The following is a 21,229-nucleotide window of genomic DNA, read 5'->3' on the forward strand; positions in this document are numbered from 1 at the left end:
AGCAAAAGCAAAAGATTAGTTATTTAACAAAGACCGGATTACAACAATTTTAATTACAGGAAATGAAAAAAATTATAATAACTATTAAATCATTGAATTGATTGCCATGTTCACTTATCCTAAAACATTAAAACGAAAAGAATTAAAAAAAATTTCCAAATATCCCTGCGATGAGGAAATAAAAGATGCTTACATCAAATACCTAACAAATTACTCATTTAAAGAGTTTGTTAAATATTGTGAAGACAATAATGATGAAGATTTAGAAAAGCTAATTTTTAACTTCACAGATTTACAATTAGAAAGATTTGAACCGAATTCATTAATTTGGGTTTCATATGTGATGATTAACTTCATGATTTATTTTGATGTTAATCTGGACTATAATGAGTTTTATGACGCTTATGCATCAGCAATTCAATTAACGGTACTGTCCTGCGCTATGGAAATGACATTGAATAAAATTCCTTTGGAGGAAGTTCCTTTTCCGGAACATTCAAAAATTTGTTTTGAAAAGTTTTTTGATAAATGCCCAGATTTTAAATTCAATTTAGAAAAAGACTGTAATCTGGCTTATAAGTCATATAACACAAATTTTGACTTTACAAGTGATGAGTTCTACTTAAAAGTTAAAACACATTTTGATGAATGCGATTATTTTCAAAAAAAAGAGTAAAAAAAGAAGTTATAATAACTCTTTTCTTAAATCAATAGTGTCCTTCAAATCAGGTCCGGTAGAGATAATGGTTACTGGAACACCTGTCTCTGTTTGTATTTCTTCAATGAAAGCTTTTGTCTCAGCAGACAATTCGCCATAATCCTGTACACGTGCGCAGTCAAACAACTTGTCGACACATGTTAATGCGATTTGAGTAGCACCATTTATTCTGCAGGATTCTTTTGCAAGTTCCATGTCAAAGTAACCGATTCTTCTGCGGCGTCCAGTTACAACACCATATTCCTCAAGTCCTTGTCTTTCAGCTTCTTCTTGAGTCATTTCGGTTGGGAATGGACCTCCACCGACACGGGAAATATATGATTTGAATACATTAATGACTTCATCAATCTTAGTTGGTCCAACACCAACATCGGCAGCGAATGTGGATGCAGTAGTGTCTTTACTGGTTACATAAGGATATGATCCGTAATAGAGTGATAGTGCAAAACCTTGGGAACCTTCAATGAATACATCCTCACCCTCGTCAATAGCTTCATTGACTGAAAGGGATACATCGCCAATATAGTCTTCGAGTTCCGGAAGGTCACGAGCCAATCCAATTGACCTCATCACACGGTCGGAATTTGCCGGTCCACAACCTGAACCTGTACTTCCAATCTTTTTAGACAGGTATTCGGATGACTTATCCTTATCCATATGGTCTTCTGTGATTATTGCACATCTTGGGTCAATAACCATTCTTTCTTTAACATTGTATTTTTTTAAGTCTTCAAATTCTTTATATAAAACGTCAGGATTTACTAAAACTCCTGCACCAATCATAAGTTTTGCATCAGTATGGACAAAACCTGATGGGGTTAACCTTAAACCATATTTTTCTCCGTTGAATTCAACAGAATGCCCTGCATTTGGTCCAACTCCTGCACGGGCAATTATGCTAGGTTTATCATTGTCACAAAGGTAGGTTATACATTTTCCTTTACCTTCATCACCCCAGGCTCCTCCAACTAAAATACTACAAGTCATTTATTAACTCCCTAAAATTAATATTATGAAAATTTATAAAATTTCACCACTATTAATATTATTCATACTAATTAAAAAACTTTTTCAATATCTGAATGGCATTATTAAAAGTGAAACGGATATTGGTTGATTCATTAAAATTTAAAATAATAAAGTGAAGACCTCCCCCAAAATAGTCTTTTGGAAAATTATTTTTTAGGATACTTCAGCGGATGATTTTCGCACATCGGATCCTTAACAATGTTTCTCCTTTGATGGTATTTCAGGAAATAAAGCATCCATTCATTTGAAAGTTCGCGAAGTGATGAATCATCCAATCTTTCAAACGGTGAGAAGAAATCCATTTGGTTTCCGCCTACGGCAATGGCCATCTCTTCAGTTTCGATTAACATGAAAAAGTCATTGCGAATGTTGTGAATATCAAAATCATCACTGTCTGCAATTGTTTTTTCGCTTTTAAAACTGTAGAAAAATGTATTCAGATATTCGAAATCAATGAATTTTATTTCTTTAACATTATAGAGAACATCTTCGCTCAGCAGCCTGTTTGCATAATCATATTTTGACAGGAACTCAATATCCCATATATTATTAAAGAATGTTGTAAAAAAAGAGTCATCGGCAAAACGGACAACTAATGAAAACCCTTCATCAGACTTAGGAGTTCCCAGTTCAACATCCTTAAAGCCCAAATAAATGGAATCTTGGGAAATTTCAATTGAGGTTAATTTGCCTGAATTAACTATAACTTCACGAATTAAATTTAAAGATTCAATATTCATATTAACACCTGTTTTTTACAAAAACATCATATGCTCCTTCAATCTCATATTCTTTTTCTTCATTATAACCTTTATCCCATATGAACGGATTAATTTCTATTTGGTTGTTAACACTTTCATTCCAATCAATGTTTAAGTTTTCATTTTTCAAATATCCTGCAACGGTTTTGCCAATTTCCAATGCCTTATCCTCATCGTTTTCAAAATCGCCGAATGTGATTTTCAGATTCCCGTCAAAAATCGCATCTTCGATATCTTCAAAAGTGTAAAAGCAAAAGCCTTCAGCCGTGAACTTATTATTATTCAGATGCACATAAAGTTCAAAAGCATCGGCTACGCCCTCCTCGATATCATATCCGCAATTGTGAATAGCTACAATGCCTTCAGATGCCAATTTATGAAAGGCATTTTCCAGTTTGGAGAAATTCTCAGATGAATAATCATTCAGAGAAACCTCACAATCCGTGAAGTCAATGTCCTCTTCTATAAATTGGTCTTCCAATATTTCGATTATTTCATCAACTGAGAAAAAACCCGATTTAGCAAGCAAATCCTTCATATATTCAATTTCCTCAACTAAATCAGGGTCCATTTTACCACTAGTCCTCTTCATCATACATCAGGATACGTGTGATATTTCCCCTTTCGGTGAAACCGACAATTATTCTGCTTTCGCCGATTTTAGCAACAGCAAAGTCATCATGTGGTTTATATATGTATCCCTTGAGTTTTGTATATGCCTCAAAAGCTATTTTAGGATAAATCTTGAAATTTTTCTGGAAATTGTATAAAGTATTTCTGAATTTTAAAAGGGAATTATCTTCTTTGATGTCATCGGATTCTACAGCTACAAAGATATCCAAACCATCTTCTGAAACTGCATAATAAGCATCATAATCTAAAAAGGCTGTTGCAGTCATTGCAATGGAATGGCAAGCATCATAATTCAATTGAATGATAGGCGCAGCGAACTCGACAATTCCAAATTCATCACCGACGGTTTTGATTTTTTTTGCTGCCCTGATGAGATTTTCACCGAAGATATCCTCATTATCCCATGCCCATGACCATTGGTTCATATCCTGTGAGTAAAATCCTAAAATCTGAACGGGCATTTTGATATCGCCAAATGATACAATACCTTTTTCAATGTCCAGTTCTCCTTTAGTATCACCAATTAAATCTGAGAGGTTTTCCTGTTTATCAAGGCCTAAAGCACCATATTTTGATAATATCATTTTAAAGGAATCGCCTTCTTCAATTGTAATTTCCTTTTCAATTACTTTCAATTTTAACACCTAAAATTCTAATTTTGAAATTCTGTCCATTGCTTCTTTAGTATTTTCTAATGTATTGAATGCAGTTAATCTTAAATAACCTTCACCGCTAGGTCCGAATCCGGAACCAGGAGTTCCGATTACGTTAGCTTCGTTTAATAATAAATCAAAGAATGTCCATGAATCCATGTTGTTTGGAGCTTTAACCCAAATGTAAGGGGAGCTTACTCCTCCGTAAACTTCAAGACCTAAGTCAGTTAAGCTTTCACGGATTATTTTTGCATTTTCCATGTAATATTCAACAACTTCCATAATTTGTTTTTGACCATCTTCGGAGTAAGTTGCCTCAGCAGCCCTTTGAACAGGATATGATGCACCATTGAATTTGGTGGTTTGCCTTCTGTTCCATAACGGATTGATTTCCACTTCATTGCCTTCGCTGTCATAACCAACCAATTCTTTAGGAACAACTGTGTATGCGCAACGGGTTCCTGTGAATCCTGCGGTTTTTGAAAAGCTTCTGAATTCAATAGCTACTTCCTTTGCACCTTCAATTTCATAAATACTGTGTGGAACATCATCTTCATTGATGAATGCTTCATAAGCTGCATCGAATAATATGAGTGACTTGTTCTCTTTAGCATAATCAACAAACACTTTTAATTGATCTTTTGTTAATGTAGTACCTGTCGGATTGTTTGGATAACATAAGTAAATTATATCTACAGGTTCAGAAGGTAATTCAGGAACAAATCCGTTTTCCGCATTGCATTTAAGGTAACATAATCCTTCATACATTCCATCTTTCATTTCTCCTGTTCTTCCGGCCATCACATTAGTATCAACATAAACGGTGTATACAGGGTCGGTTACTGCAATCTTGTTGTCAATGCCGAATATCTCCTGGATGTTACCGGTGTCACATTTTGCCCCATCACTTATGAACACTTCAGAAGTGTCAAGGTTCACACCGTATTTTTCATAGTCATTTTTTATTATGGCTTCAGCCAAAAATCCATAACCTTGTTCCGGACCGTATCCCATGAAGGTTTCTGCATTACCCATTTCATCAACAGCATCATGGAATGCTTTGACAACAGCAGGAACCAAAGGTTTTGTAACATCCCCGATACCCATCTTGATTATATTTGCATCAGGATTTGCTTCTGTAAATTCTGCTTCTCTTCTAGCTACTTCAACAAAAAGGTAGCTGCTTTTTAATTTTAGATAGTTTTCATTAATTTTAACAACCATGATTAATCCTCTATAAATCATTAATCTAATTTATATTTTATTTTAAGAATATATAAAATGTCTCATTGAACAACCTTATTGCAAATTAAAAAGAAAAAATAAATTACATCTTAAACATTTTATAAAAATATTTAAATTAATGAATGGTACATAATTATATATAGAATATAAGGGTTGGGAAACTATGAACGGAATAACAATATTAATTTGGATAACAATTGCCATAATCGGTATAATTTCCATTATACTTGTTAAGATGCATTATGGTGATGAAGAACTTGAAAGCGGTGAAAAATCAATAATCCCTAGTGCTAAAAGCCTTTCAGGAATATTGGAATCACGAAAAGAAAAAGTTAATTCACAATCTAAGTTTATGAACAGTTTTTCCCAACAAAAAACAAACAAATCATTATACGGAAACAGAACCTCCGTATCAAAAGATGATGATGCTTACATAGTTCCTGAAGTTAATGATAACAGCGCAAAAAATATCGAATATGAATCTGAAAATCAGGTGCTCATTAACTACGGAAATGAAGTTAAAAAATTCCAAGAACCAATCAAACAAAACCAGATGGATATTATGAATCAAAATAATAAAGAAGAAAAAACCGAATTGAAGGATCTCTTCACTATCGATGAATTAATTAAAGAATCAAAAAGGAAAGATAGTGAAAGAGAAAAAGAATCACAAAATATTTCTAAAGATGATGATTTAACTGAAATTAAAGAGAGCATAAAACAAAGAAAAGAAGGTACAGCAATTCAAGAACCTCTCATCGAGGAAATAATCAACGAAAGCGATACAATTGAAGAATTGCTTAATGAAACTGCGAACATTTCCGAAGAAGTGACTGAAGAAATCGAAGCAGAAGCAGAAAATGCATACGCAACCCAAAAAGAAATAGAAGAAACCATTACTTCAGCTTCACAGGAAAGCAAAGAGGAAATTGAAAGCATTTCTGAAGAAACAAATATTACTGATGTATTGCTGGATTCCGCTGAAGAAGAAGTTGATGTTCCAAACGAAGAAATCAAGGAACCTACCCTTAAAAGTCCAAGCAAAATCAAAGATGACTTCGGAGCCCCAATTGAAAATACCAATCTCTTTGAAAGTGATGAATACAAAATGGACTTGGACTACAGAAAAGACATTGATAAAATTACTAATAAGATTAGAAGCTCCAAAATATTCCAGGAAGTTAAAGACAAATTAACACAAGAACCTGAAGCAAGAGTGGAAGAGGAATACGGAGCCGTTGAAGAGACTTACATACGAAATGTCAACGAATATGATGAATTCGAGCCTATCATCAACGAAACACATATTGATTATGTCGAACCTGAAGAAGAATATCCTGAAATAATCAGCGATGATGAAAAATTAAGGCAAGAAAATACCCGTAAGGTTTTCAATATGGCTAAAAATTCAGCTCCTGAAGTTGAAAAAACCCAATCAAGAATTAGCCCTATTAAAAACAAACCTTCAAAAGACAACATAAAATTAACTTTAAACAATAATGAAGTTGTTCTTAAAAAAGGGGATGAAATCATATTTACTCATGAAGGAGAAACATACTCCAGTCAGGTTTATGCCATCAACGGCGATGACATCTCCGTTAGATACAGGCGTAAGAACATAACCATCAAACCTAAAGATGTTAAAAAGATATATTAAATATCTTTTTTTACTATTTTTTTTAACCGAACAACCATAATACTTACCGAATAGCTTTTTTTAGAGAATTTCAAGTGATTTCAATGGGATTCATCAACAGATTTGAAAAAATGAAAATGCCTCATGACGACTGGAGAAAAAGAATCAGGCAAGTTCAAAAATCGGATGATGAGAAAAAGCTAATTGAAATTGCAAAAAACGACCCTAACATCAATGTTCGCATTGCAGCCATCGAAAAGATAAACAATGATTCCGATCTAATAGATATCGCTGCAAATGATTCCAACAAAAATGCCAGAATAGCTGCCATAAAAAGAATAAGCGATAAAACCGCTTTAAACAACATTGCAAAAAACGATTCAAACAAAACAGTTCGCCTTGCAGCTGCTGAAAGAATATCCCATCTCAAATGATACACACCTTAAAACCATCAGACACATATGAAAAATAAAATATATTAAAAAATACAAAAAGACATTCATATGTTTAAAATCATTGCCAAAAGATTGAAAATAATCAGTCGGCAGAAAATAATTTAAACATTGAAAATCTATACAAGAGCATATAACCCATGGCTTTCATACAACATAGCATTCAAAAATTAAAAGGGATGAACATGAATAAAAAATTAATATTAGTTTTTACATTAATCCTGACTGCATTTTTGATGATAGGTGCAGTTAGTGCCGGAGGATGGTTTGATTTTCTAGGCGGTGCCGGATCAAACTCAAATGACAATCAAACATTAGTTGTAGGTGTAGGGCCTGATCTCCCTCCATTCAATTACAAAGACGGTAATGGTCAATACATAGGTTTTGATAATGAACTTGCAAAGGAAGTTGCAAAAAGAAATAACTGGACATTAAAAATCCAACCTCTAATTGATTGGAATTCCAAAGACAACGAAGTTAATTCTAATGAAATCGACTGCATTTGGAGCGACCTTACTATTGAAGGAAGAGAAAATAATTTCCTATGGTCAGATCCATACTTTAACAATACACAGGTATTCGTTTTAAGAACCGATAATCAGAGCGCAACATTAGATGATTTAAAAGGAAAAACTGTTGAAGTTTTAGATTCAAGCAGTGCTTTAGAATCCTTGAATGGTCAAAACAAAACATTAAATGACACATTTGCAAAAGTTACACAAGTAAGCGACTACAATACTGCATTTTTAGATTTGCAGTCTGGAGTTTGTGATGTTGTAATCTGTGACGTTGGATATGCAAATTATCAACTCAATGAAACATATGCAAATGAACCTTTCGTGATAATTGATGAACCATTACAATATGAAAAATATGGCATTGCATTTAAAAAAGGAAATGATGATTTGAGAAATCAAGTTCAAAAAACTTTAGATGAGATGTTCAAGGACGGAACCGTTGATAAAATAGCTCAAAACTACAGCAATTATCAAATTCCTCAAAGATTAATTGCTCCAACTCATTAAATATCTTGAACTGGCTCGCGGTATAGATTTAAAGGATTTTAATCTTGAGGATGTGGGTTTTAAGTTAAACCACATTTCCTCACGGATTAATTATTCTTTGTTAATCCTATAACTTCCATCTTCAACAATATACTTTGGAACCACTATTTTTAAAGACCTGATGATGTTCAGGTAAAAGTCATCGAGCTCCCTATCTGCATAAGGATATGTGAATTCAAAAATATAGAGATTATTGTCTTCGACGTATAAGAATTCATTGCGCCTTATTTCGTTTTCCCCATCGCTGAATGAGGATACAATCATATAATAGATATCATCATTTATCGCAATGAAATCCGAAGTTAACAAATTAATTTTTTCGTTATTTCCAATATTTTTCTCTATGTCTGCCCTTATCTCCGGAAGGCCGACCAATGTGGGAGTTGTTGAAAATTTAATTGACATGGGTATTTTGGTGTTTACCAGATACATGTCATTAAATTCATCCTTGGTGGCGATAGGTTCAAAGTCCTCAGGCATCTGAAGTGTTGAAAATCCATTTGAAAACATTGTCATTTAATCACCTATTTATGGGCAAAGTAGAAAATGAATTCATCATCTTTAATTTCATCAAGACGGGCAAAACCCACTCTTTCAAATTGAACTACATCTCCAACGCTTAATTCCCTGATTGCACCTTCACCAAGACCGGTTTTGAGGGATGCATCATCCATGACTATTTTAACATTTACATTATCCTCTGTTGGCACCCATTGGATAATCCTTGCCTTGGCAGCTCTTGCATCTTCAAATGAAGTGGAGTGGTATGTTATGCTGTCTCCTGCAATTTCAACATTGACTGCATCCATCAATCTGAACAATCCGTCTTTAATGTCGGATGCCGCAAGGTATGCCTTTCCGTCAAACGGCAAAATCCTATTTCCCCTATCAAGGTGGTCTGCATGAAGCGGTCTTTCAATTGAAACTTCACCATCATCATATCCTTCAACTTCAATTTCAACAGGGTCTTCGCAGAAGAAGTATCTGTTGGCTATAGGTTCCAGGAAGTTGCGGTTTAAACCGTAAATCTTTTTCCAGCTAATGGCTGAATCCGCCATCTTAACACCTATTTCAGTGATGAGGTTATATATTGTCCTAGGGTCAATTCCACGTCTTGCAATAGCCCTTAAGGTTCCAAGCCTTGGATCGTCCCATCCGGAGTAAGTTCCATCTTCAATTCCTGCCATTGCCTTGGATGTGCTTAGGGCGATGTCTTCCATTTTAAGTCTTCCGTAGTGGATATATTCAGGAACATCCCATTCCATGGCATCATACAGGTATTTTTGCTTTTCGGTGTTTGCCAAGTGGTCTTTTCCTCTTAAAACATGAGTCAATCCCATCAGATGGTCATCGACTGCTACAGAGAAGTTCATCATTGGATATATTCTGTATTTTGTACCTAAGCGAGGGTGCTCTTCATCAACCAGTCTCATTGCAACCCAATCACGGATAGCGGGGTTTTTGTGATTGATGTCTGTTTTTACTCTAAGCACTGCTTCACCGGCTTCCATTGTGTCGAATTTTTCCCATAATTCAAGGTTTTCTTCAACACTGTTGTCACGGCAAGGACATGCTTTGCAGTTGTCCTTAAGCTCTTTGAATGTTGCACCGTCACAGGTACACATGTAAGCCGCACCCTTTTCTATCAATTGGCGGGCATAATCATAATAAGTTTCAAACCTGTCGGATTGGTAAATCACTTCATCCGCTTTGATTCCAAGCCATTCCAAATCTTCAGGAATCATTTCATAAGCAGGTTCATAGACCCTTTTCGGGTCTGTGTCTTCAATCCTTAAAATCAGTTTACCGTTGTGTCTTTTAACATATTCAGCATTTGGAACTGCTGCTCTAGAATGTCCAATATGTAGCGGTCCGCTTGGATTTGGAGCGAAACGCAGAACAATGTTTTCATGAGTTCCAGGAAGTTCCTGTAAGCCAACCTCTTTAGCTTTTGGTTTTTTATCCTGAACTTCGACACCATATTTTTCCATTTCCGCAGCCTGTTCTTCAGGGCTTAAAGCGTTTACCTTTGCTACAATCTTGCCTGACATCGGACCAATTTCTTTTGCCTTACTTCTGAGTTCAGGTTCGTTTGACATGATTGAACCCATTACAGCACCGGGATTTGCACTTCCCTTATGCTTAGCTGCATTTAATAAGGCATGTTTATAAATAATTTCTTCTAAATCATTCATTTAATCATCACAATTTAATTAATTCTATAAAAATAAGCAATATTATTTATTTAATTGAAGATATATAAATATTAAGAAGAGTAGTTATAAAAAAGATAGGAGCGAGATAAAAAAACTTAGGTTGATATGATGAGTGATGCTATTGAACAGGCAAAACAATACATTGAAAATGAGGAGTTAAGTGAAGCTCTTAAAATAGCTAGAAAAAGACATGCAAAAGATGATGTTGCCTCTTACCTATCCATTTTAGACTTACTAATTGACGCCAACCATTTACCTGCACTTGAAGAGAAAGGTATTTATTATCAGTATTATGATGAAAGCCATGACAATGGGGATTATGGTGAAAAATACTTTGACAGATATCTCGAAAAACAGCCCAATTCCATCAACGTATTATGCGATAAGGCAATGTCCCTATTCAATAAAGGAAAAGTGGATGATGCGCTCAGTTACATAGACAGAGCCTATAAAAACTATTCATCCTACTCCAAGATTGAAAAACCCCGCATATCTAAAAAAGAAGTTCTTATGAGCAAAATCGAACTTCTGATGAAAGCAAAACAGTATGATGATGCCTTAAGATTCTTAAACAACTATGAGAATCAATTTGGCGGCGATGAAAAATCAGACCTCTACAAGGGCCAGATGCTTCAAAAGACCGGCAAAAATGAGGAGGCACTGGAATATTTAAACAAGTCCCTTCTCGAAGAGGATACTATTGTGGGATTCAATGCAAAAGGGGATGCATTGTTCGAGCTTGGAGAATACAAGGAAGCATTGAAAAACTATAAGAACTGTCTTCATTATGAAAGCAAAGTTGAAGATGACCTTGAATTGGTTACCAATTTCAATTACAAAGCCGCTTACTGCTGCGTCAATTTGGGCGATGACGGTGAAGCGGTCAAACACTTGAATAAAACTATCAACATGTTAAATGAACACGGCAGGCTTCCGAAGGATCTTGAAGAAATTTACCAGAAATGCTCATTCGAAAAGGAAAGGATAATGAAAAAAGGTGAAGTTGAAGACAAGGAATTCAGAAAGACAAGATTCTTTTCAGCAAAGACCTCCATTATTATATTGGCAATTATTTTAATTTTATATGTTATACTAAAAATGAACGGTTATTAAAATGAGACTTGGAAAAACTAATCTTGAGGTAAACAAAAACGGATTCGGCGCACTGCCAATCCAGAGACGTAACATGGAGGATTCAATTGAAATTCTTCGGACTGCATATGAAAATGGAATTAATTTCTATGATACTGCACATTTTTATACTGACAGCGAAGAAAAGATTGGTCGTGCACTAAGCGATGTTCGTGAAAACATCTTTCTTGCAACAAAAAGCGGATCAGAAACCGTGGAAGACTTTTGGAGCGATTTGGAAACATCCCTTAAAAGCATGAAAACAGACTATCTTGACTTGCACCAGTTCCACAACATTTCATTCTGCCCTAAAGAGGATGATGAATTATACAAGGCAATGCTTGAAGCAAAGGAAGAAGGTCTGGTCAGACATATCGGAATAACAACACATAAGATTACACATGCACATGAAGCCCTTGACTCAGGACTGTATGAAACATTGCAGTACCCATTTTCATATTTGAGCGGTGCTGAAGAATTGCAGTTAGTTGAAAAATGCAGGCAATTGGATGTCGGTTTTATTGCCATGAAAGCAATGGGCGGGGGATTGATTAAACATTCCAAAGCCAGTTACGCTTACATCAATCAGTTTGATAATGTTCTTCCGATTTGGGGAATTCAAAAACTCGAAGAGCTCAACGAATTCCTATCATACGATGAAAATACCGTTCTGGATGATGATTTGAGGGCAATTATAGAAAAAGACAAAAAGGAACTTGGAGATAACTTCTGCAGAGGCTGCGGATACTGCATGCCTTGCCCTGAAGAAATCAACATCAGCTTGTGCGCAAGGATGTCCCTTTGGATTAGACGTTTTCCAACCGAACCAAACATGGACGAAAAAACTCAGGAAATAATGAAACATACACTGGACTGTACAGAATGTTATTCCTGTGTAGACAAATGCCCATATGAATTGGATATTCCTGAGCTTTTAAAGGAGAACTATGAAGATTATCAGAATGTTCTGACCGGGAAAACCAAGGTGTGAGCATGAAGCAATGCATTGAAAACCCGAATGATCTCGATTGGGTTGCCTTTTGGTCTGAACGCCTATCCAACAAGAAGAATAAGGATTGGGATAAGGCTGCACCGGGTTTCTATAAAAGGACAAGAAAGGATGACTATCAGGATGCCCTGTTCGATAGCCTGATTTTGGATGAAAACGATACAGTTCTCGATGTTGGCTGCGGTGAAGGGTCAGTCACCATTCCAATAGCTAAAAGGGTGAAAAAAGTAATAGGCCTTGATTCATCAACCAAAATGCTGGAATATCTGGAAAAAAGGGCCGACGATAATGGCATCGCCAATATTGAAACAATTTTAAGACCGATTGAAGAAATAAAATATGAAGATATTGGGGATGTTGATGTTGTAATCTGCTCAAGATCTCTTAATGGAATCATCCCAATAGATAAAGTTTTACTCGAGTTAAATAAAATAGCCAACAAATACGTCTTCATAACTGTTTTCGGACCTGAAAACAAGAAAATCGAAAAAGATTTCGACAGGGAACTGGGCATTAAAACAGAAGATTTTCCTGATTACAACTATTTCTTCAACATACTTTTTAATTTAGGAATTTATGCGAATATTGAAAGATTTGACCTGAACAACTACCGTGAATATGACAGTGTTGAAGAAGCCATGGACAATGGCAAATTCAGACTTGATTTATATGATGATAACGAGAAAGAACTTCTCAAGAATTATCTGGAAAGGATTCTCACCTATGATTGGGAAACAAAAAAATACTATAATGTTAAGGACAAGGCGGATTGGATTTTAATATGGTGGAAAAAATAACCACCATAATCCACGTTTCTAATTTTTAAGAAAACATTATTGAAAAATAGTATAAAATATAAAAAAATATAAAAATGAAATTAATCACTTTTTATCATGGTTAAAATCATTTTAAATGGACTGTTTTCAGCTTGAAGTGCATGAGGCTCATTTGCAGGCATAATGATGACTTGGCCTGCCTCAACAGTATTTTTCTTACCTGAAATTGTGATTTCAGCTTCACCGTCAATAACCTGAACCATTGCATCAAAAGGAGCTGAATGCTCTGACAATCCCTGGCCTTGATCGAAGGCAAAGAATGTTACTGTTCCCAACTCTTTTTTGATTACTTCACGGCTGACAACACTGTCCTTTTGATAATCCAAAAGGAATTGGATATCTAAAGCCTTGGCTTTAATATCCTCATTCATTAACTATTCCCCCATTATGGTTTTGATGTCAGCTATTGCATCTCCAGTTGTTGGGGTCAGGTTGTAATTTCCAACAAGCACGTTTAAGATGTCTTCATTGCACCATGCAGGAAGTACCGGTCCAATCCACATGTCGGTTTTGCCTAAGTAGAGTAAAGCCCAAAGTACTGCAGCTGCTTTCTGTTCCATCCAACTGAGGACAATTGTCAATGGCAATTCGTTTAATTCCATGTCGAACAATTCGCATAACGCTAAAGCAACATCGACTGCGACAATGGTGTCGTTACATTGACCTACATCCAATAATCTTGGAATTCCTTCAATGTCTCCTAAGTCAAGGTCATTGAATTTGTATTTTCCGCATGCTAATGTTAAGATAACAGTGTCCTGAGGCAAGTTCTCTACGAATTCCCTGTAGTAGTCATTGTGTTTTGCTGCTTTGTCACATCCTCCGACTACAAAGAATCTTCTGATTTTACCTTCTTCAACCAATTTTTTGATTGCATCAGCGTGCTCTACGATAGCGCCTGCACTCCAACCGGTAGTGATAGTGGTCAATTCTTCCGGTTCTAAAGATCCAAGAGATTTAGCGCATTCAATTACTTCAGAGAAATCATAATCATCAATGGTTTTTACGCCTTCAAGTTTAGCTACGTCCATTGTGAACATTCTTTCTTTGTATGCGTCAAGTGCAGGTAGGACACAGTTGCTGGTTCCAACAATTGCCGCATTGTATTTTTTAAAGACTGTCCTTTGATCGTGCCATGCTCCACCGAGTTGTCCTGCCAGGTTTTCGTATTTGTTGAGTCCAGGATATCCGTGTGCAGGTAACATTTCAGAGTGAGTGTATACTTTGATGTCAGTTCCTTCCACTTGTTTTAACAATTCCTCTAAAGCTTTTAAGTCGTGACCGGTTACTATAATAGCTGGTCCTTCTTGTGCTCCAACTTTTACTTCAACAGGTTGTGGTTCGCCGTAAGCTTCAATGTGTGCATCTTTAAGTAATCTCATTACATCAACGCTTACTTTTCCTGCTTCCAATGCTAATGCAACCAAATCTTCTGCATCGAAGTTGACATTGGTTAATGTGGTGTATAACCCTTTGGTCAGGAATGCATCGATTTCAGGGTTGAATTTTCCTAAAACATTTGCATTGTAGTTGTATGCACTAATTCCTTTCATAGTGAAGATTAAATTATCTTGTAATCTTGCTACAGTAGCGTTTTTACCACAAACCCCTTTTATAGTACATCCAGTACCTTTAGCGGTTTGGGAACATTGATAACAAAACATATCTAAGCCGTCTGCCATTTTAATTACCTCTTAATTCTTGTTAATTATAATTTACGTAGGCTAGTATATAAGTATTCTGTCACTATTCAAGGGTGAAAAGTAGTAAAGTTATATATGAGCTTGGATAAAACAATAATCATGGATGAAAATATAGCTATACTCAAAGGAATTGGGCTGACAATGTATGAAGCCCAGGCATATGTGACATTGACTTCACTGATATCATCAACAGCAAGTGAAATATCAGAAAACTCGGGCATTCCCCGAAGCAAAATATATGATGTCCTGAAAGGATTGATAAAGAAGAACTTCATAGATGTTGAAGATGGAAGACCCCTCACATATACCGTCAAGTCTCCTGTCGAAGTGCTGAGCCGTGAGAAAGAACGCCTTAACAGTGAAATCGACGATACAATAACCAGACTGACAAACATTTATGAAAACGGAATGAGCCAGGTTCAGGCTCCTATATGGAGAGTTTATGGTGTTGAAAAAATCATTGCTCAGGAAATCGAAATCATCAGTAGGGCAAAAACATCAGTTAACATGAGAATAGGATTTTTATTTGAAGGAGAAGGCGAAGCACTCATCAAAGCATTCAAAAAGAATAAAAAGTTAAACGTGAACATACTGGCTTCCCCAACATGCTACATCAACGACGAAGAAGTCAACATCATCAGATTATTCCAAGATGCAGACATCAACATTCAAAAAGCGGACATTCCATTCGTTAAGGTACTGATTTGCGATTCAAAAGAGATGATGCACACCTATACCAAGTTTTCGGAAGATAAAAGAAATGTGATTCCAGAAACCGCAATTGGAATCTGGAACAAATACGAGGACATTGCCAAAAACTATGATGACAGGTTCATGAATCAATTGAAAAAGTTAAAGAAAAAATCTAGATGAATTTCTCTTCAAATTCAATTAGGACATCCAATAGAAAATCATCCAAACGGTTTAATGTGTTATCAACAATATCGTCAGGAACTTCCCAAAACGCAGATGCAATAGGACCTGCAATTGCTGCCTGGGTGTCTGCATCTCCTCCCAGGGATACGCAATTTCTTATTGTATCCTCAAAATCATCAGCCTCCAAAAAGCAGATGATTGATTCGGGAACACTTCCGGCACATGAAACGTCGAATGAATAATATGGTCTTATTTCATCCAGACTGCGACTTAAATCATAGTCATATCTGAGTTCAATATGATCCTTGATTTCCTCTTTGCTTGCACCAATTCTTGCAAGATAAATTGCATCACAAGTTGCCAGCGCTCCTTTAATGCCTTCGGGATGGTTATGAGTTACAGCAGCAGACAGATATGCCAGATCCTGTGCCTCTTCAAGTGAATCGGCTACCCATGCACATGGTGAAACCCTCATTGCAGAGCCGTTTGCCCAGCTTCCATAGGGCTGAGGGTCATCATCGCGCAACCATGCATTAAACATTTTGCCATAACCTGCATTAATATATCTATTACCAAATGTTTTCAATTCATCAATTAAAACCCTTTTTGAAGTTTTATCATTAATCAGCCAGTTGGCAATCGCCAATGTCATTACAGTATCATCAGTAAAGGTAGAACGCTCATTAAATAACTCAAAATCCTTTGTCTTTATCGGATGAAACTCATAAATTGAGCCAATGACATCTCCGCTAATTGCTCCAATAATACTTTTCATGATATAAACTGTGTTCAAGTAGTTTATAAAACTATTGTTTTCATTTGAAATGCATTTAAACTAAAATGTTGATGTTAAAAACAATAAAAAAAATGTGATTGTAATAACCGAAAAAACGATAATCATCATATCATCAGACATGAAATTCCTATAATCAAGGAAATATGTGAATTATCCCATCCATCTAAGTTTAAGATTATGGGAATTTCTGAAAAAAATGCTTCACAAAAATAAGAATTTCCCTGTTTCAGAGAATAGAGAATAAATTTAAAAAAAAATGAAAAAAATGTGAGAGAAATTATGCACTTCTCTCAAGTACGAAATCTGCAATGTCAATAAGTATCTGTTTAGATGAAGAATCATCCAATATTTCGAGTACTTCTTTTGCTTGGTTCACGGATTCTAGTGCCAAATTGCGAGCATATTCAATAGCACCACAATCTGTTAAAATTCCAATTGCTTCATCTACCTCATCTTGTGAGTTTTCACTAGCTTTTAAGATTTCAAGCAATCTGTCATCATCAACACTATCCAAACCTTTGATTGCAATGATTGTCATCTTGCCTTTGCCAATGTCGGAACCGATTGGTTTTCCCAATGTTTCCTCATCGGATGCAAGGTCAAGGTAATCATCCTGAATCTGGAATGCGAGACCAATCAAACGACCATATTCATACATTGCATCAATGACTTCTTCAGATGCTCCTCCCATTATAGCTCCGGCTTTGGTTGCTGCAGCTATTAAAGCACCAGTTTTCTTGAAAATCATTTCCATATATTCATCTTCACTGACATCAAACCTTTCTTCAAAGCCCATATCCAAAGCCTGACCTTCACAGATTTTTACACAAGCGTCAGCGACAGTAGCTAAAGCCTTGTTGTTTTGTTCTGAACTGGTTCCTTCAGTTCCGATAATGATTTCAAAAGCTTTTGAGAACAATGTATCTCCTGCTAAAATTGCAACATCATCGCCCCAAACCTTGTGAACGGAAGGCATTCCTCTTCTCATGTCATCCTGATCCATGATATCATCATGAATTAATGAAAATGTATGGATAAGTTCAATTGCAGCTGCAGATTTTAATGCAGGTTCGCGAGTTCCGCCAACAGCCTCAGCAGTAATTAATGTCAAAGCCGGCCTTAGCATTTTTCCCCCAGCTCTTGTTAAGTATACTGATGCTTCTGCAAGATTATCTGGAGTAATAGTGGCTAATTCTTCTTCAATAGTTTTTGTAATGTCTGCGGAATAATTTCCGAGTACTTCTTTTACATCACTCATTTACATCCCTTCTTTTAACTTTTAAAAACTTGTGCTTGAGCATTTCTCAAAATATGAATATCATATCCGATTCTGTATCCTTCCTCTTCTGCAAGTTCAGCATAAGCCGCAAGCATTGATAAATCTCCGTGAGCCGGTATGATATGTTGTGGTTTTAACATTCGTAAGAATTCCCTGTGGTCTTCTCTTCCAGCGTGTCCGGAAACGTGAGCATTAGGATAAATTCTAGCGCCTTTCACTTTTAATCTCCTTTCCATAATGTGCCTATTAGCAGCATTGGTTGGATTTGGAATGATAGGTGCTGAAATAATAACGTTATCTCCTTTCTTAATGTTGAATGGAGTTCTCCCATTAGCAATTCTTGGAAGCAATGCATCAGGTTCTCCTTGGTGTCCTGTAGTTACAAGCAAATAATTTGCCCTGTCTTCATCAGCCCTCATTAATGCCTTGTTCACTGCCTTTGGAGAACCGTAAATACTTGCATTTTTAGGCAATTTCAAAATACCTAACTTCTGCGCTATACCACAGAAACGCTCCATGGATCTTCCAAGGAAAAATATTTCCCTATGACTTTTTTTGGCAATGTCTGCAATGGCCTGTACACGTTCAACGTGTGATGAAAATGTGGTAACTATCATACCTGTTTTTTCCTGTAAAGGACCTTTCATTACATCCTCCAGGATATTTCTCGCAATACGTTCTGAATGGGTTTTGACCTCATTATAATTTATCGCATTGGTAGTCTCCACAATTAAGACTAGGACTCCTTCCCTGCCCAATTCCTTTAATCTTTTGTAATCAGGCGGTGGAGAAACTTTTTGATGATTATCAAATTTAAAATCTAAAGCGTAAACAATAATTCCCTCAGGAGTGTGCAATACCGGAAATACTGCTTGAGGAATACTGTGAGTTGATTGGACAAACTCCAATGTAATATCTTTTGAAAGCTTTAATTTGCTGCCGGGATTTAAAGGCCTTATAGGATTGGTAACCTTAAATTTTCTTTCGCCTTTAATTTGTTTTTCAATTAATGCAGCAGTATATGGTGTTCCGATTAATGGTGCATCATATCTGTGAGCCAACTTAGCAACAGCACCGATGTGGTCTAAGTGCCCGTGTGAAAAGACTATTCCTTTTACTTTACCATCAACATCCTTCATTAATGTATCGTCAGGAATAACCCCTCTTTCGATTAAATCCAAACTATGCATTCTGTCTATGTCAGTATCTTCATGCATACTGATTCTGTCCAAATGGATACCCATGTCAAAAATGATTACGTCATCACCAATTTTGACGGCAGTCATGTTTTTCCCGACTTCCTGGTATCCGCCTATAGCGATTACTTCAACGCTCATGTTTCATCTCCTTGAATAATTTTTTGTGTTTATACCTCTTTCATTCAGCCATTCCCTTGTTTTTCCACGGATGACCAAATTTGACTGTTTCAATTCTTCGATATTATTAGCCCCTACTAAAAACATTGCAATCCTTAATGAGTCATTGAATCTTTGAATGAACCTGTTTAATTGTTCCTGTGAAGCGGAATTCTTCAAAAATGGCAAAGCCATACCCACAGCATCTGCTCCCAGAGCAATAGCTTTAGCCGCTTCAAGACCTGATCTGATACCTCCTGAAGAAATGACAGGAACATCAACGGCATTGGTAACTTCAGCTGTACTGACTGCGGTAGGAATACCCCAGTCCCAAAATATTTCACCTAAATATCTGTCATCAGCTCTGTATGTTTCAACAGCCGCCCAGCTTGTTCCTCCAGCACCTTCAATATCAATAAAATCGACTCCTGCATCGACCAAGATTTTTGCTGATTCAGCGGAAATTCCACAGCCTGTTTCCTTTGCAAGCACTGGAATATCAACAATATCAGTAATTTGATTGATTAAATCAATATATCCTCTCGCATCCAAATCACCTTCCGGCTGTATTGACTCTTGAAGAGGATTCAGGTGAATAGCCAATATATCCGCATCCAAAATCTCAACTGCCTTTTCAGCCAAGTTCAATTGTGGTGCTCCAATATTGCCAACCAATAAACAGTCTGGTGCATTTTCACGAACAACTGTATAAGTATCTTCTAATTCTGGGTGTTCGCAAGCAGCCCTTTGAGAACCAACACCCAATGCGATTCCGTTGGATTCTGCAGCAATAGCCAACTGTTCGTTAATGACCTTTGCAGCAGGATGGCCTCCAGTAATAGCTGTAATAAATAATGGTGAATCTAATTTTTTGCCGAAAGCGGAAGTGGACAAATCAATTTCCCTTTTATCTATTTCAGGCAAAACATTATGTATTAACTCAATATCTTCAAAACCAGTAGTTTTATCTTTAAACTCAACATCATAATTTTCACAAATTAATAAATGCTCTAATTTCCTATCTGAAATCATAAACTAATTTCCCCTTGAAATTACAGTTCCTTTGACCTTTTCATTTTCCAATACTTTGTAAATATTATTCTCAACTTCAGCATTTATTATTTTAGATTCAATACCCAAATCTGCCAAATATAACAATTCCTTAATTTTTCCAACCATTCCTCCGGTAACATCAATATTAGTTGTTCCCTCTAATGTATCCAAATCTTCAATGGATGAAAACTTATCAAAGAACATGGCATCATCATGAGTTTTAGGGTTTTTATTATAAACGCCATCAACATCAGTACCAAGGATTACACTTTCAGGGTTGAGATTCATTGCCAAATATTGTATTAGCTGGTCTCCGGAAATAACGCATATTTCCAGTTCATCATCCAAAACAACATCCCCATAGATTACAGGAATAAAACCCTTATTCAGATATTTCTTGAATTGGTCCAAATCGCCGTGTGTTATCCTCTTATTGGTTGCTGTCATGAAACTTGAAGCAGGAACGGCCACAACAGGCAAGCCCTCTTCAATGAACGCTTCACATACATACATGTTCAATTTCTTAACGGCATTTTGAGTTTCACAAAATCCAATCCTTTTTTCTGGATACTCGGATTTGTCGAATTCCTCCCCAATCCTATATTTTTTAGCTGGAGGGTGTCCGAATGATCCCGCACCATGGACAATTATCAATTCTTTAAAAGATTTATCTAGGGATGCCTTTATCTCGGAAGCTATTCTTTTAAGACTTTTGGTATCAACTTCACTTTCATTTGAGTCCTTTTCTGTTAATATGCTTCCGCCAATCTTTAAAATAATCATG

General features: G+C 36.2%; 22 protein-coding genes. 8 read left to right on the plus strand and 14 right to left on the minus strand.

Annotated elements, in window-relative coordinates:
* Positions 1-106 precede the first annotated feature (106 nt).
* Entirely contained in the window at positions 107-676 is a 570-nt protein-coding gene (locus E7Z77_RS04205; RefSeq protein WP_292750603.1) for a hypothetical protein, read from the plus strand.
* Positions 677-685: 9 nt separating this feature from the next.
* Here E7Z77_RS04205 and E7Z77_RS04210 read toward each other — a convergent pair whose 3' ends face one another.
* The 5 genes from E7Z77_RS04210 to E7Z77_RS04230 all read right to left on the minus strand — a co-directional run bounded on the left by E7Z77_RS04210 (position 686) and on the right by E7Z77_RS04230 (position 5,018).
* The gene (locus tag E7Z77_RS04210) at positions 686-1,705 is read right to left on the minus strand and encodes an adenylosuccinate synthetase (protein WP_292750605.1); all 1,020 of its coding nucleotides are present in this window, start codon (positions 1,703-1,705) and stop codon (positions 686-688) included.
* A 188-nt stretch (positions 1,706-1,893) separates the two neighbouring features.
* The gene (locus E7Z77_RS04215) at positions 1,894-2,487 is read right to left on the minus strand and encodes a hypothetical protein (RefSeq protein WP_292750607.1); all 594 of its coding nucleotides are present in this window, start codon (positions 2,485-2,487) and stop codon (positions 1,894-1,896) included.
* A gap of 1 nt (position 2,488) precedes the next feature.
* On the minus strand, positions 2,489-3,100 hold the full coding sequence (locus tag E7Z77_RS04220) for a hypothetical protein (RefSeq protein ID WP_292750609.1): 612 nt from the start codon (positions 3,098-3,100) through the stop codon (positions 2,489-2,491).
* Positions 3,087-3,785, minus strand: a complete 699-nt coding sequence (locus tag E7Z77_RS04225) for a DUF6882 domain-containing protein (protein ID WP_292750612.1) — start codon at positions 3,783-3,785, stop codon at positions 3,087-3,089. The genes E7Z77_RS04220 and E7Z77_RS04225 overlap by 14 nt, the downstream gene beginning before the upstream one ends.
* Positions 3,786-5,018 (minus strand): LL-diaminopimelate aminotransferase, encoded by a 1,233-nt coding sequence (locus E7Z77_RS04230; RefSeq protein WP_292750614.1) that lies wholly within the window; start codon positions 5,016-5,018, stop codon positions 3,786-3,788.
* A 184-nt stretch (positions 5,019-5,202) separates the two neighbouring features.
* Between E7Z77_RS04230 and E7Z77_RS04235 the strand changes: the two genes are divergently transcribed.
* The 3 genes from E7Z77_RS04235 (at position 5,203) to E7Z77_RS04245 (ending at position 8,152) form a co-directional block, all read left to right on the plus strand.
* Positions 5,203-6,696 (plus strand): ATPase, encoded by a 1,494-nt coding sequence (locus tag E7Z77_RS04235; RefSeq protein ID WP_292750616.1) that lies wholly within the window; start codon positions 5,203-5,205, stop codon positions 6,694-6,696.
* A gap of 83 nt (positions 6,697-6,779) precedes the next feature.
* The gene (locus tag E7Z77_RS04240) at positions 6,780-7,109 is read left to right on the plus strand and encodes a HEAT repeat domain-containing protein (RefSeq protein ID WP_292750618.1); all 330 of its coding nucleotides are present in this window, start codon (positions 6,780-6,782) and stop codon (positions 7,107-7,109) included.
* A gap of 203 nt (positions 7,110-7,312) precedes the next feature.
* On the plus strand, positions 7,313-8,152 hold the full coding sequence (locus E7Z77_RS04245; RefSeq protein WP_292750621.1) for a transporter substrate-binding domain-containing protein: 840 nt from the start codon (positions 7,313-7,315) through the stop codon (positions 8,150-8,152).
* A gap of 90 nt (positions 8,153-8,242) precedes the next feature.
* Here the strand turns inward: E7Z77_RS04245 and E7Z77_RS04250 are convergent, their stop codons facing one another.
* The gene (locus E7Z77_RS04250; protein ID WP_292750624.1) at positions 8,243-8,707 is read right to left on the minus strand and encodes a hypothetical protein; all 465 of its coding nucleotides are present in this window, start codon (positions 8,705-8,707) and stop codon (positions 8,243-8,245) included.
* 8 nt (positions 8,708-8,715) lie between these two features.
* Complete coding sequence (locus tag E7Z77_RS04255; RefSeq protein WP_292750626.1) at positions 8,716-10,386, minus strand: glutamate--tRNA ligase; 1,671 nt, start codon at positions 10,384-10,386, stop codon at positions 8,716-8,718.
* A 129-nt stretch (positions 10,387-10,515) separates the two neighbouring features.
* Between E7Z77_RS04255 and E7Z77_RS04260 the strand changes: the two genes are divergently transcribed.
* From E7Z77_RS04260 to E7Z77_RS04270, 3 genes are read left to right on the plus strand one after another with little or no spacing between them, the layout of a single operon-like run.
* Positions 10,516-11,520: a tetratricopeptide repeat protein gene (locus E7Z77_RS04260; RefSeq protein ID WP_292750628.1), complete on the plus strand. Its 1,005-nt coding sequence runs from the start codon at positions 10,516-10,518 to the stop codon at positions 11,518-11,520.
* A 1-nt stretch (position 11,521) separates the two neighbouring features.
* Entirely contained in the window at positions 11,522-12,529 is a 1,008-nt protein-coding gene (locus E7Z77_RS04265) for an aldo/keto reductase (RefSeq protein WP_292750630.1), read from the plus strand.
* A gap of 2 nt (positions 12,530-12,531) precedes the next feature.
* Entirely contained in the window at positions 12,532-13,344 is an 813-nt protein-coding gene (locus E7Z77_RS04270) for a class I SAM-dependent methyltransferase (protein ID WP_292750632.1), read from the plus strand.
* An 80-nt stretch (positions 13,345-13,424) separates the two neighbouring features.
* Here the strand turns inward: E7Z77_RS04270 and E7Z77_RS04275 are convergent, their stop codons facing one another.
* Positions 13,425-13,754: a cupin domain-containing protein gene (locus tag E7Z77_RS04275; RefSeq protein WP_292750634.1), complete on the minus strand. Its 330-nt coding sequence runs from the start codon at positions 13,752-13,754 to the stop codon at positions 13,425-13,427.
* Positions 13,755-13,757: 3 nt separating this feature from the next.
* Entirely contained in the window at positions 13,758-15,065 is a 1,308-nt protein-coding gene (gene hcp, locus E7Z77_RS04280) for a hydroxylamine reductase (protein ID WP_292750636.1), read from the minus strand.
* A 96-nt stretch (positions 15,066-15,161) separates the two neighbouring features.
* Here hcp and E7Z77_RS04285 point away from each other — a divergent pair, with 96 nt between their 5' ends.
* Complete coding sequence (locus E7Z77_RS04285; protein ID WP_292750638.1) at positions 15,162-15,959, plus strand: helix-turn-helix domain-containing protein; 798 nt, start codon at positions 15,162-15,164, stop codon at positions 15,957-15,959.
* On the opposite strand, the gene E7Z77_RS04290 is transcribed toward E7Z77_RS04285, so the two are convergent.
* From E7Z77_RS04290 to E7Z77_RS04310, 5 genes are all read right to left on the minus strand, one after another.
* A complete protein-coding gene (locus E7Z77_RS04290) occupies positions 15,952-16,737 on the minus strand; it encodes an ADP-ribosylglycohydrolase family protein (protein WP_292750640.1) in 786 nt (261 codons plus the stop codon). The genes E7Z77_RS04285 and E7Z77_RS04290 overlap by 8 nt on opposite strands.
* Positions 16,738-17,035: 298 nt before the next feature.
* Entirely contained in the window at positions 17,036-18,016 is a 981-nt protein-coding gene (gene idsA / locus E7Z77_RS04295) for a short chain isoprenyl diphosphate synthase IdsA (RefSeq protein ID WP_292750642.1), read from the minus strand.
* A gap of 14 nt (positions 18,017-18,030) precedes the next feature.
* Complete coding sequence (locus tag E7Z77_RS04300) at positions 18,031-19,374, minus strand: RNase J family beta-CASP ribonuclease (RefSeq protein WP_292750644.1); 1,344 nt, start codon at positions 19,372-19,374, stop codon at positions 18,031-18,033.
* Positions 19,375-19,377: 3 nt separating this feature from the next.
* The gene (fni, locus tag E7Z77_RS04305) at positions 19,378-20,424 is read right to left on the minus strand and encodes a type 2 isopentenyl-diphosphate Delta-isomerase (RefSeq protein WP_292750646.1); all 1,047 of its coding nucleotides are present in this window, start codon (positions 20,422-20,424) and stop codon (positions 19,378-19,380) included.
* Between the two features lie 3 nt (positions 20,425-20,427).
* Entirely contained in the window at positions 20,428-21,228 is an 801-nt protein-coding gene (locus E7Z77_RS04310) for an isopentenyl phosphate kinase (RefSeq protein ID WP_292750648.1), read from the minus strand.
* Between the last annotated feature and the right edge of the window lies 1 nt (position 21,229).

It is taken from the genome of Methanobrevibacter sp., assembly GCF_015062985.1.
Classification (GTDB): Archaea; Methanobacteriota; Methanobacteria; order Methanobacteriales; family Methanobacteriaceae; genus Methanocatella.